Here is a 12,567-nt window from a genome sequence, read left to right as displayed (position 1 = left end):
TTTACGACTGCCCTGTCATCCAGTTTTCCATATCCGCAAAGGTCGGCTTATACTCGCTGTGCAACACCTTACGTCCGGCATCCAGCGCCAGCAACGTCGGCTTACCCTGAACCTGAGCCACCAGAATGGCCGAGATCATATGCAGCGCCATCATCTCTTTCTTCACCTGGTTGCCAACGGTGGCAGCCAGCGGTTCAAATACCGCATAACACATCAAGATACCGAAGAAGGTCCCCACCAGCGCCGCGGCAACTTTCACCCCAATCAGGGCCAGATCGCCACCAATACTCTGCATCGTGACCACAATTCCCAAAACCGCAGCAACGATACCGAAACCCGGCATCGCCTCACCGACTTTGCCCAGCGCTTTCGAGGGGCGCATCAGGTCTTCTTCCAATGTGTGCAGCTCAAGCTCCAGCACCGCTTCCAAATCGTGATGATTCATCTTGCCCATGGCCATCATGCGCAGATTGTCAGTAATAAAGCTCACCAGGACATTGGACTTGGCCACCTCCGGGTACTTGTTGAAAATCGCACTGCTCTCTGGGTTCTCGATATGGTCGTCGAGCTTTTTGATCCCGTCCTTGCGGATGGTTTCCAGCAGCTCAAACATCAGCTCCAGGGTCGATTTATAGAAATCGGCCCCGTATCCCTTGCCGAACGCCATCTTAAGACGGGTTAGGGTATTCTTCAGAACATAGGTTGGGTTGGAAATCACCATTGCGCCCAAACCCGCTCCTAGAATGATAATAAATTCCGCAGGTTGCCAAAGCGCTAGCAAACGCCCGGAGGCATGGGTGTAACCGTAGACAATACACCCGAAGGCAATGACAAAACCGATAATAATTTGCATCTTGTTACTCCGTTAAACTGACTCACGCCAGTCAGTCAACATACTGTTCAGGCTTTTCAGCGCCTTTTTGTGGATCTGGCTAACTCGTGCTTCGGTCAGCTCAAAGACCAGAGCGATTTCTTTCAGGTTCATTTCATGCTCGTAGTAAAAACTCAGCATGATCTGCTCCCGCTCTGGCAGTCGCGACAGCGCCTTGGCCATAGCCTGTTTGAGCCGTGCTCGCTCGTAACTGTGACACTGGAAACTCAGGCCGAAAAACTGTTCGCCATCCTCCTGCAACCCTTCCAGGCTACCGAGATTCTCGGCCTGGGTATCAAGCCGGCGCTGTTGAATATCCGCCAGCTCCAAACCCATTTCAGCGGCCAGTTCCTGATCGGTTGGCACCCGTCCCAGCTCACGGCTGAGCTGACGCTCTACATCCCGAAGTTCATGGCCGTTCTGGCGAGAGCGGCGGGAACGCCAATCCATCCGGCGCAGCTCATCAAGAATGGCACCGCGAACACGTTGCACCGCCAGACGTTCCAATGCGGCATCATCTTCATCCGGGTAGCGGCGAATAACATCGAGCAGCGCCACCAGGCCAACCTGCTCCATATCTTCCGATGACATCACCGTCGTCACCTGCCCCGCCAGATGCCTCACTACACGCTTAACAAGACCGGCGAACTGTTTGATCAGGCGTTGTTCCCGCGATTTCTGACCCAGCTGACGACTCTGCTGGTAGGCATGAAGCCCCTGAGATTCATAAGACATTGCTGCACCGTGCACATCAGACTCCTTACTGGATCACCATCTTGGTGATCAGTACCTGGTCGATCCCCTTACTGCTCGCCATGTCATTCATGACAGTCTGAATAGACTCACGCAATGCCTCCTGCAGTGGTTTCATCACGCCCGGCTGAGCCAGCTCGTTGTAGTGCTGCTCGCTCAACAGAGTAATCACCGCATTGCGAACAACTGGCATGTATTCCCCTACCGTGTCGAGCTGTTCCTGGCTGTAGCTCATCAGTGAGAGCTCCATCAACAGATAGTGCAAACGGTCGTCACCGGGTACGCTGACTACAAACTTTTTCAGAGGCAGAAACACCGGCTTCTTCACCAACGCTGCCGCAGGGACATTCTGAGCCACTTCGGCCACAGCCTGCTGTTTCGCCTGTTGCTGGAAGTACCACCAGCCGCCGCCTCCGGCGAGGGCAACAACCAATACAACAGCGGCAATGATCAGCGGAAGCTTGCTCTTTGTTTCTTTTACTTCATCAGTCATATCAATTTCTTACTTATTTCAAACCACGCCGTCAAACCATGGCCTCGTAGCGGCCATCCAACCCAGGAGCCGCCGTCGATGTCTCTTCGGACTGAATCACACCCTGGTTAGCCATAATGCCCGGCTCATCGTCCGTACCCGAGTGCTGGTGTGACTGCTGGTACAAACCGCTGGAAACGGAAACGTCCGCCAACTGCATCTGGCTACCGTCAAAATCAAAACGCAACTTGTCAGCATTGGCTGCCAACGCTTCGCGAAGCTGTGGATGGGCTGCGGTAAAGTGTACCGAGACTTTGTCGCCATCCAGACGAAGGTTAACTTCCAGCCGCCCCAACTCAGGCGGGTCAAGCCTGACATGGGCATGCTGGATCTGATCCGTTTTGCTCAGTTGCATGCGCGATCGCAGTTGCTCAACCAAGTCACGTCCCCATTCTGGCTGGGTAACATCAACCCCGGCATACAACTGTTGCGCAGCACTGGCAGGCGAACCTGAAGCAGGCGCGCTCAGATTGCTACCGCTGGCCACAAGGCTGCTATGTGCACTCTGCACCGACATCGGTATCACGCCAGCTGTCAGCTTGTCATTCAAGGCACCGTCAAGCGGCATCGTCATCCCTTTAGCCAGCGACAGGGCGTCACCGGTATTCGGTTTTTGCTGCTTAAGAAGGTGCTGCATTTGTTCAAGCAACTCAGGACTGGCAGAAGCCTGCTGCGCCGCCTGACCTGTGTGTGGCACCATCTTTTGCTGGACAGTTTGTGCGACGCTTTGCCCTGCATTCTGTCCGGCCAACTGCGCCAAAAGCGGGTTGGCTTGCGGCCCGGCTTCTCGTCCAGACACCACGCCGGCTCCTATCTCACCGGCAGGTGCCATCTGAGACTGAAGGGCCTGATTCTGAGCGGCAAGGAACTGAGGCGCCGTTGCCGTGCCAGTTACATTTCCAGCCTGATTGTTCGCTACCGCCGCAGACGAGCTATTCTGGGCTCCCTGCTGGGCCTGATTCATGGCTGTCGCTTCAGCGGGTTTATCCTGTTGTCTCTGAGTCTGCGCATCCGCCGATAACGGCTGTGCCGACTCTTCAGATGAATCATCAGAGGCTTTGCTCTCATCCTTCGTCCCCGCCGATTTATCCAGCCGTTGTTCGAACTCAGCAAAGCTCATCGGCTCACTGTCTCCGGTGCTGTTTGGCTGAACCTTTCGTGAGTCTGTGGATGATGTTTGGGAAGCCGTTTTTACGGCCACATTGGCTGATACTTGCATGTCACCCTTTATTGATTATTTTGCATATAGGCGTGCATACCTTCACGGTTGCTCTCCTGCTGCTTTAGTTGCTGCTGGGTACGTGCCTTTTCTCGCTCGCCTTGAGCGATCATGGTGCTATACAGCGTATTTAACCGTTCAAGTTGCTGCTTACCGGCAACCGTCAATACTTGTTGCCTGATACGCGGAATCGCCTGTTGCAACTTAGCGTCCAGCACGGCCAACTCATCCCAGTCCCCAGCCGCGAGCGCCTGCTCGAACTTGTCGTGCAGCCTCTGCAACTGCAACTCAAGCTTCACTGGCGACCTGCACACGATTAGGTTTGAGGACCACCCAGCCTTCAAGGATGTCGCTAATCAAGCGGCTCACCTCGTCAATGGCTTCCACATCATTGTTGATGTTGGCCTCGAACAAACGGCGACCGCAGTAGTCGTAGAGACGAAATAGCTCCTGCGTCACCTCGCCGCCTTTTTCCTCATCCAGTACGGTGCTAAGACCGTTCAAAATATCGAGACACTTGGAGATCATCATGCCTTTGTCGGCAATCTGGTCGCGCTCCATAAAACCACGGGCACGGCCCAGATTTTCCAGCAACCCTTCCAGCAACATCTGGATCAGACGGTGCGGGCTGGCCGACGCCGCCTGGGCATGGTTCTGTGAATGTTGGTAAGCACCTAGACCTTCGTTATTCATCATTCTTCGCTCTAAATTACATCAACATGCTAACCAGCATGCTCTGGGTTTGGTTCATTTGGGCAATTTGGCTATCCATCTTGGCGTAGTAGTTACGCAGGTAGATAGTCTTGGCTTCCATTCGCTCGTCCAGCTTCTCGCGATCTTCGGTGATCTGCTTATTGCTGTATTCCAGCTGGTCGATACGACGGTCATAGACACCACCGTTTTTGTGGTAGTCATCCAGGATCACCAGCATTTCATCCATCATGCCGGTTTGGATGTCATCACCTAGAAATAGGGTCGAGACCGCCTCGAAGTCATCTTCCAGTGCCTTGTCGAGCTTCTTCTGGTCGATTTCCAGCGTGCCTTCGCGGGTGGTGGTGATCCCCAGCTGCGATAGCGTCTGGTAGGTCGATGCCGTATATTCGTCACCGATCACTCCGCGCATCCGGCTGATCATGCTACGGGTGGCCGAGTCGCCTGACAGCGCCGCGGCAGAATCCTCACTCGATTTGGTGTAGGTATTTACCGTCTCGATCACCGAATTGTAAGCATCGACGAAGGCCTTGATGTTCTTGTTAACCGCCGCCTCGTCACGCTCGACCGTCACATTGACCGACCCGGTATCTTTCAGGTTCAGGCTGATACCGTCGATCACGTTTTCCATTTTGTTGGTTGCTGAGGTCAGCTCCATCGAACCGTACTTGACGATGGCATCTTCGGCGGCCTGCAGGTTTTTCTTGCCATTATCTGGCTGGGTAATATCAACCGTATTACCCTTGATATCGGCCGCATCAAGCGTGACGTTAATGGCACCGATGGCGTTCGCCTGACCGGTACTCTTACCGTTAAGCACCATGCTGATCCCGTCGCCGGAGCGCACCAGGGTGGCTTTTACGCCGTCGTTGTCTGCATGATTATTAATCGCCGACTGCAGCTCCTCAATCGTCACCCCGTCGTTAGTCAGTCGGGTTACTTCGTCATCGAAGGCCTGCTGCCGGGTGTTGTAGCTATCTAACCGGCTCTGATCGAAATCCGGATTAGCCGAGTTGGTCAGAATATCTTCGATTGCGGCCTTGTCTGCCGTAACATCCAGGCCATGCTTGTCGGCAATCTCTTTGTAGGTATCATCTTGATGCGCCTGCTTCTTGTCGTTTTCCTTGCTGATCAAGTCCGTCTGCAAGGTGGTGATATCAATGTTGACCGAACCAAAACTGATGCTGCCCTTGGTAAAGGTACTACCATCCGATACCTTGAACAGCTGATCACGCTGAGCCTTGGCCAGTTGGGTCACCTCAAAACTGTATTCACCGGCAACCGCATTGCTGTCAACCGTTGCCGACAACACATCATCATTGCTGAGAGTCGACTTGAGCTTTTCAAGATCGCTGCTGGAGTTCAGATCCTCAACTTTGTCACGGAAGCTGTTAATGGTGTTCTGAATTTCCTTCAGCGCATCCATCTCGGCACTGTTCATGCCTTCCTGGCGGTTGAGTTGGTTATCTTTCGGGGCACGTTCGGCAGCGACAATAGCACCGATCATACTTTCATAATCGATACCCGAGCCTAATCCTGTCATTAACATATTCTATTCTCCGCCAAGAGTGCCTGTACCTCGAGCCGGCCAACCGGAATGACCTGTTGTCATCACCAGCGCTCCGAAGCAGCACTATTAGCAAAATCCATACCATCTTTAAAATGGTGATTTTAAAGGGCCAGATAAAAAGAAAGCGGAAGTAAAACTTCCGCTCTGAATAATAAAGCGACATAAAATAGCCGCCTGCAATAGGGAGAACTACAACAATTAACGTAGTAGCTGAGAAACCATGCTTGGCATCTGGTTTGCCTGAGAAAGCACTGTGATACCTGCCTGCATCATAGTGTTCTGCTTGGTCATGTTGGCAGATTCTGCCGCGATATCGGCATCCATGATGCGGCCTTTCGCCACAGACATGTTCTCTTTGATGTTGCCCAGGTTGTTGATAGTTGACTGGAAGCGGTTCTGCGTTGCACCCAGGTCAGCACGGATAGAACCGACGTTGTCGATCATTGCATCGATAGCGTCCATCGCCTTGCTTGAGTTTGCAGCATCAGTGATGTCGCCCAGCGTTGAAGTGCTTAGAGATGCGCTGTCTACCTTAACCGTAATAACGTTTGGATCTTCAAGGTTGTACTTGTTACCCATTGCTGTCATTGCGTTATCAAGTGTAGTCAGGTCATTACCTGTTGGAGTAATAGGGGCAGCTACGATAGCTTCCGCTGCAGTAAGCACATCAGATAGTTGATTAGCATCGCCAGCACCTGAAGTAGTCGCATTACTAGCGTCTAGTTTGATACCCTTCGTACCACCAGCTTCGAATGTAATACCCTCAATACCCATTGATTGTAGTGTACTGTTTACTTTAGCGAAATCAGTTGTAGCAGCACCAAATAGGTTTGACTTTAGTTCAATATCATCTGTTGCCGCTGGAGTACCGCCCTGTGCCTTAACAGCAGCATCTGAAATAGCTTTTAGGTCATCTTTGATGTTAGCTAGTTCAGCTTTATCGCTAGTATCTGTGATATCTAGGTTTAGGCCTGCTGATTTAAGCGCAGCATTAACCATACCTTCAGCACCAGCTTGTGTTGCAGATGCAACATTACCTGCTGAGCTAGCTTCAGCACCCACCTGGAACTCAACGCCCATGCTCAGCTTATCAAACAGCTTCTCGCCCTTACCGAACGTCGTAGTATCAACGATACGCTCCAGCTCTTTGCTCAGTGCCTGGAACTCTTTATCCAGTGCTTTACGGTCAGAGTCAGAGTTGGTGCCGTTTTTAGACTGAACCGCCAGGTCACGCTGACGCTGTAGGATGTTAGTGAACTCTTGCAGAGAACCTTCAGCCGTCTGAGACATAGAAATACCGTCGTTGGCATTGCGCTGAGCCACACCCAGACCGTTGATCTGAGAGTCCATGCGGTTAGCGATCTGCAGGCCAGCAGCATCATCTTTTGCGCTGTTGATACGAAGACCGGTAGACAGGCGGTTCAGTGATGTGTTCAGAGAGTTCTGGGTGCCCATCATGTTGCGCTGTGCATTCATTGATGCGAAGTTGGTGTTAAGGCTCATTGCCATGGGAATATTCCTCAGTTCAGTATTAAACGAGCTATGTCAAAACGGATGTCAAAACCAGCGTTGAAATGCTTGGGTCGAGGCTCGAATGACAGTGCTTCTTGTCGTGTTACTTTTTTAATGCGACCTGCCCTGTGAAATGCTTAAATCCTTTTTGGGTATTTTTTTAAAAAAAACGAGCGACGTGATACCGCTCCCAATGCCTGTACAAGAGGCCATTAAACAACACGCAATAAAAAAGCGAGCAGGTGCTCGCTTTTATCTTGCTTATGTATAACTTTCAAAATGTAGAAAGTCGCTTACGGCTCGAGTAGCGCCACGACGTTATGTCGCGAGGCATTGGCCTGCGCCAATAATGTCGGTACCGCGTTATCTATCAGTTGCAGCGACACATTGTCGGGCGCTTCCAGCCAGCTTGCCTCTATCACACCGTCAGCATTGATCACACCGGACTTCATCATATTGGTCGTGATCAGCTGCTCGAGATCCATGCTTACCTGACGCTGAACCTTATTCATCTGGCTCAGTGCCTGCTGGATCTTCTGCATCATCCGCTCGATATCAGCCAGGGCCTTGCGGGTCGACTGGGGCTTGCCGAACTCCAGCTCCTGCGGTTCCACGGCCTGCTTGTCATGCGACTCCAGCTTGGCTTTGACCGGATTACCTGCAGGCAGGATCTGACCGCCACCCGACATCCAGATCCCTTTCTTGATAGACGGCCACTGCTCTTTCGGCACCGAGAAGGCCAAGTCACCGTACTTGTCGACATCAACCTGAATGTTGCGCGGCGCAAACGCCTGATTCAGCTTCTCGGCAATTTCAGCTGTCGACTCGTCGTTATCAATACGTGCCCGTACCGAGTTCGGCATCCCGGAGTCAAACTGAAAGCGTAAAATTTCATCTTGCTGACGCAGGGTATTCAGGCGCAGGCCTTTCATCGAAAAACCTTCCTGCTGCGGCTGATCACTGAGCCGTGGCATCAGGTCGTGGTGCAGCACCGATTCGCCCTCGTACTTGGCTTCACGAGTCAGCTTAACCAGCTTGTTCTTCAACTGGTGCAGTGACTGCTGCAACTGGTCTTTTTTGTTTTCCTGCACATTGAGCGATCGGCGTGCCATCTGGCGCAGCTGGGTCAGCAAATCACTCGCTTCCTTCAGCGCCTTCTGGGCACTCTGCGCCTGGGCCGCTTGTCGATGTGCCTCGCTGGTCTGCACCAGCAGGCTGCGATTTTTGCCGCCTAAACTCGAATACTGTTGCTGCTGTTTCGGTTGTTTCTCACTCACCTTTGCCACTGCGACAACAGGCTGCTGTTTCGCGATACGGTCAGGCTGGGTACTGTCACTACTACGCAGGGTATTGTGGCTGGAGGTAATTTGATTAACCAATGTGGCCTCGTATTTCAATCTGACAGGGCCGATACTCTGCTACCGGCCCCTTCGGGCTGCCCCGATTACATCAATTTAAACAGGGATAAGTTCTGTATCTTGCTGTAGGTCATCTGGGTTGCCTGCAGCGCCGCCATCTGGGTATTCATTTCCAGAATCGCTTCACTGTAGTCCAGATCCTTCACTTCGCCGATCAACTTGTCATTCAGCAATTTGTTGTCCTGATGAGAACCGTCGACCATCGTCATGGCATTGCGCTGCCCGCCGACTTCGGTCCACACCTGGTTGATACTGCCCATGGTGTCGTCTATCGTCGACTGGGCACTGGTTACACTAGTTTTCAGCTCATCTTGCACCACAGACGGGTCACGCAAGTCGGTCACCAGTTGATCGAGAGTGTTGAATATATCACTTCCGCCAGCAAAAAAGATCTCGCCCGCTGTCTGATTGGCAGGAATTGTCATCGATTCTGCCACCTGCACCATCCGCTGGTCATGATTGCCCATGAATGCGTACTTACCTGTCGCCGGATCTTTTGCCACCGGCTGGGTATCAGTTAGCGTACCGGCAAAAATATAATCCCCATTGGGATTTTTGCTGTTGGCAATATCAGTCAGCTGCTCCAGAATCGCATCAAGTTCGGTAGCAATCGCTTCCCGGCCAGCCGTGGTGCTGTTACTGCCGTTGAGAACGCTGGTTACCAGCTCCTGCGCCCGCAGAACGGCATTGTTCGACGCATCCAGATGGGATTCGGCCTGCCCCAGCTGCGCTTCCAGGTTTGAGATGTTTTTCTGGAACTGATTGATGTTCGCCTGCTCGCGATCCAGCATCATCAGCTGAACCGAGCCGAGCGGATCATCCGACGGCTTGAGCATTCGCTCGCCGGAGCTCATCTGCATAAACGACTTGTTAACCCCGGTGGTCGAGGTCTGCATGCTGGTGAGCATGACGCTGTTGAGCTGGGACGTACTTAGACGCATGGCATTTTCCTCTCGTTATGAGCCGTTAGCGAAACATCGACAAAGTGACATCAAACAGCTGCTGCGCTGTTGAAATCACCTGAGCGTTGGCCTGATACATCTGGGTATAGGTCATGATATTGGCCGCTTCTTCATCGAGGTTGACTCCGCTGACACTGGCTCGCTCACCTTCGGCCTGCTCGACCAGTGACTTCGCGGCACTGGTATCCGCCTCGAGCTGGGCTGTTTTGATCGCCCAGTCCCCGGTCATACCGGTATAACTGTTGTAGATGCTTTTGCCGTCAAGCACCGCAATGGCACTTTTATATTTCTCTGCCTCGGCGGGATCCAGCGTGCTGGTATCAATCGCTACCGGGGCATTTTTCAGATCGATCAGCTGCTGCAGGTTCTCGCTGTTGCCCGGCTCTCCCGGCTTGGCGGCAAACGCCAACTGCTTGGGGTCATCAATCAGCAACGTCAGGTTCTTTGCCGCGCCATCAATCTGATCGACACCGCCAAACACCGCCTGGCCCTGATCACCGTTCAGGTCATAGCCCTGGCTATGCGCCTCGTTAAACTGGCTCGCAAAGCTGTATGCCATGACATCGAGCTCTTTCTGCAGCTCTTTGAGTTCACCATCACGGTAATTCAGCAGTCCGCCGATGGTTCCGCCCATGTTGTCATCCAGGGCAAAACGCCCCTGACCACGTTGCAGCTCCAATCCGCCGTCCGCCGTCTGGCGCAGGGTACTGGCCTGCGACCCACTGACCAGCGGCTGGCCCTGATCCAGGGTAATAGTGACCGTGCCGTCATCGTTATAGTTGGTATTGATATCCATCTGCGACGACAACTGGCGGATGGCCTCGTCACGGGCATCAAGCAGATCGGTCATCTGCTGGCCGCTACCACCGGTGTCACGCAGGCTGTCATTCATTTCGGCAATACTGGCCACCAGCGCATTGGCCTCAGAGACAGCAGCATTCAGCTGCCCGCCCACCTGCTGTGCCTGGCTGTCCAGCTGGGCACTCAGGTTATTGAAGCGCTGAACCATCGACTGGCTCTGACTGAGGATAGTCTGGCGATAGGCGATATCCTGCGGATTGGTCGATGCCTCGCTCAGTGCGGCATTGAAGCGATCCAGCCCGGTATTGATACTGGTGCTGTCGTTGTTGAGCAAGGTTTCGGTTTTCGCCATGTACTGGGAGCTTATTGCGTTAAAACCCCAGGAGCCTTTCTGTTTGTATATTTGCTGGTTCAGGTAGTTGTCAGCCATTCGTTCAACACTGCTGACACCGACACCAGCACCGCTGCCCATCCCGCTCGTCTGGGCGCCAAAGCCAATACGCTGACGACTGTAGCCGGGCGTCATAGCATTGGCGGTATTGTGTGCTGTAACCGACAGCCCGGCATTGGCGGCACTCATGCCGGATAAACCGATATTAATTATGCTCATAAGTCTTCGTCATCAAGATAGATATTCAGTTGCTGCGACAAGGGGGCGGAATTGCCCCACCATGGCCGTTGAACTTTGCTGTACGAAAGTTCGGCTTCACCCAGCAACGGACTGGCTGCCACCGACGCATTTTTCAGCTCCTGATGATTAACAGCGACCAGTTGGTGCTGTGGCTTAAATGCTTCGTGCTGGCCAAGCTGCCTCACCAGCATGTCGGCAATGCCCAAACTCTGCTGCTGACTCATTTCCATCGCAATCTGGCTGTCATGCATCGAGCGATAGAACTTTTGCTGACGACTGTTGAATACGGCATCTTCCTCGTCATTCAGCGCGTCCGATGCCTGACGCATATGCTTGAGTACGCTCTGGAGAAAGACCGCCTCGAACTGACCGGCGGCCTGCTTGAGAGCTTCGGTCTTGTCGCCATTGGCTTTGATGTTCTGCAGGCTGGTCAGATCGTTATACATAGCCGGACTATTGTCGTTGTCGAGAATTTTCATTACAGCACCACCAGCTCACCGTCCAATGCACCAGCTTCGTCAAGGGCGATCAGAATCGCCATCAAGTCGTTCGGCGTGGCGCCTAAACTATTTACCGCATCGACAATCGTTTGCAGCGACGTACCGTCTTCACTTTCCGGCCAGATAAAGACCTTGCCGCGCTCCTGGTCAATCGACACATCGGATTCCGGCGTCACCGCGGTATTGCCGCGGCCAAAGGCATTCGGCTGACTGACGTTATAGCTTTCCGCCACACTCACCGTCAGGTTACCGTGGCTCACGGCTGCAGTATGTACCCTGACATCCTTGCCAACCACGATAGTGCCGGTACGGGCGTTGAACACCACCTTGGCCTTGCGCGGACCGGGCTCGACATCGAGGTTTTCCAGCATCGCCAGAAACGTCACCCGCTGGCTCTGATCATGCGGGGCACGCACGGTGATCCGGGCATGGCTCTGGGCAACGGCAACGTCCGGCCCAAAGACCTTATTGATGGCTTTTTCGATATTACGGGCGGTATTAAAGCCCGGTTGCTTGAGGTTCAGTACCACATCGGTGGCAGTCAGAAACGAGGACGGGATTTCACGTTCGATGATCCCGCCGTTGGGGATCAGCCCGGCGGTCGGGATATTGATAGTGATCCCGCTGCCGCTGTTACCTTCCGCCTTGACCCCGCCGACCACCAGGTTACCCTGGGCCACCGCATAGATTTGACCGTCCAGCCCTTTCAGCGGTGTCAGCAGCAAGGTGCCGCCCCGCAGGCTTTTGGCATCACCAATGGAGGAAACCGTCACATCCAGCAACTGCCCCTTGCTGGCCAGCGGCGGCAGCGTGGCATGGATTGCCACTGCGGCGACGTTCTTGAGCTTGGGATCGGCCTTGGCCGGCAACTGCACCCCAAACTGGCTCAGCATGTTCTTGACCGACTGGGAGGTGAACTTGGTCTGGCTTTTATCACCAGTACCGCTCAGACCAACCACCAGGCCATAGCCGACCAGCTGGTTGTCACGCACCCCCTGAATATCGACCAGGCTTAACAACGGACGGGCCTGCACCAGCCAGGGCATGGCCAGCACAAGCAGGCCCACAATAATTTTTTTCATCAGCA

13 protein-coding genes are annotated in these 12,567 nt (G+C 53.4%); all 13 read right to left on the bottom strand.

The features are described 5' to 3' along the window. Position 1 precedes the first annotated feature (1 nt). A complete protein-coding gene (gene motA, locus L4D19_RS23230; RefSeq protein WP_428454440.1) occupies positions 2 to 853 on the bottom strand; it encodes a flagellar motor stator protein MotA in 852 nt (283 codons plus the stop codon). A 12-nt stretch (positions 854 to 865) separates the two neighbouring features. Then, complete coding sequence (locus L4D19_RS23225) at positions 866 to 1,606, bottom strand: FliA/WhiG family RNA polymerase sigma factor (protein WP_428454439.1); 741 nt, start codon at positions 1,604 to 1,606, stop codon at positions 866 to 868. Positions 1,607 to 1,631: 25 nt separating this feature from the next. Beyond that, entirely contained in the window at positions 1,632 to 2,117 is a 486-nt protein-coding gene (locus tag L4D19_RS23220; RefSeq protein WP_428454438.1) for a flagellar basal body-associated FliL family protein, read from the bottom strand. Positions 2,118 to 2,148: 31 nt separating this feature from the next. Beyond that, a complete protein-coding gene (locus L4D19_RS23215; protein ID WP_428454437.1) occupies positions 2,149 to 3,375 on the bottom strand; it encodes a flagellar hook-length control protein FliK in 1,227 nt (408 codons plus the stop codon). A gap of 8 nt (positions 3,376 to 3,383) precedes the next feature. Next, positions 3,384 to 3,674: a hypothetical protein gene (locus L4D19_RS23210; protein WP_160656305.1), complete on the bottom strand. Its 291-nt coding sequence runs from the start codon at positions 3,672 to 3,674 to the stop codon at positions 3,384 to 3,386. Further along, positions 3,664 to 4,071: a flagellar export chaperone FliS gene (fliS, locus tag L4D19_RS23205; protein WP_160656302.1), complete on the bottom strand. Its 408-nt coding sequence runs from the start codon at positions 4,069 to 4,071 to the stop codon at positions 3,664 to 3,666. The genes L4D19_RS23210 and fliS overlap by 11 nt, the downstream gene beginning before the upstream one ends. Positions 4,072 to 4,084: 13 nt before the next feature. Beyond that, positions 4,085 to 5,635: a flagellar filament capping protein FliD gene (gene fliD, locus L4D19_RS23200; RefSeq protein ID WP_428454436.1), complete on the bottom strand. Its 1,551-nt coding sequence runs from the start codon at positions 5,633 to 5,635 to the stop codon at positions 4,085 to 4,087. 219 nt (positions 5,636 to 5,854) lie between these two features. Next, positions 5,855 to 7,165: a flagellin N-terminal helical domain-containing protein gene (locus L4D19_RS23195; RefSeq protein ID WP_428454435.1), complete on the bottom strand. Its 1,311-nt coding sequence runs from the start codon at positions 7,163 to 7,165 to the stop codon at positions 5,855 to 5,857. Between the two features lie 296 nt (positions 7,166 to 7,461). After that, complete coding sequence (locus L4D19_RS23190) at positions 7,462 to 8,547, bottom strand: hypothetical protein (protein WP_428454434.1); 1,086 nt, start codon at positions 8,545 to 8,547, stop codon at positions 7,462 to 7,464. 65 nt (positions 8,548 to 8,612) lie between these two features. After that, positions 8,613 to 9,527, bottom strand: a complete 915-nt coding sequence (gene flgL / locus L4D19_RS23185; protein ID WP_428454433.1) for a flagellar hook-associated protein FlgL — start codon at positions 9,525 to 9,527, stop codon at positions 8,613 to 8,615. Positions 9,528 to 9,552: 25 nt separating this feature from the next. Further along, the gene (gene flgK, locus L4D19_RS23180; RefSeq protein WP_160656289.1) at positions 9,553 to 10,959 is read right to left on the bottom strand and encodes a flagellar hook-associated protein FlgK; all 1,407 of its coding nucleotides are present in this window, start codon (positions 10,957 to 10,959) and stop codon (positions 9,553 to 9,555) included. Next, entirely contained in the window at positions 10,956 to 11,459 is a 504-nt protein-coding gene (locus tag L4D19_RS23175; protein WP_428454432.1) for a rod-binding protein, read from the bottom strand. The genes flgK and L4D19_RS23175 overlap by 4 nt, the downstream gene beginning before the upstream one ends. After that, a complete protein-coding gene (locus L4D19_RS23170; RefSeq protein ID WP_160656283.1) occupies positions 11,459 to 12,562 on the bottom strand; it encodes a flagellar basal body P-ring protein FlgI in 1,104 nt (367 codons plus the stop codon). Before L4D19_RS23170 ends, L4D19_RS23175 begins: the two co-directional genes overlap by 1 nt. Positions 12,563 to 12,567 lie beyond the last annotated feature (5 nt).

Source organism: Photobacterium kasasachensis (assembly GCF_050336885.1).
GTDB classification, from domain to species: Bacteria; Pseudomonadota; Gammaproteobacteria; order Enterobacterales; family Vibrionaceae; genus Photobacterium; species Photobacterium kasasachensis.
The sequence above is the reverse complement of the archived record's forward strand: the minus strand, read 5'-3'. Positions and strand labels throughout refer to the sequence as shown.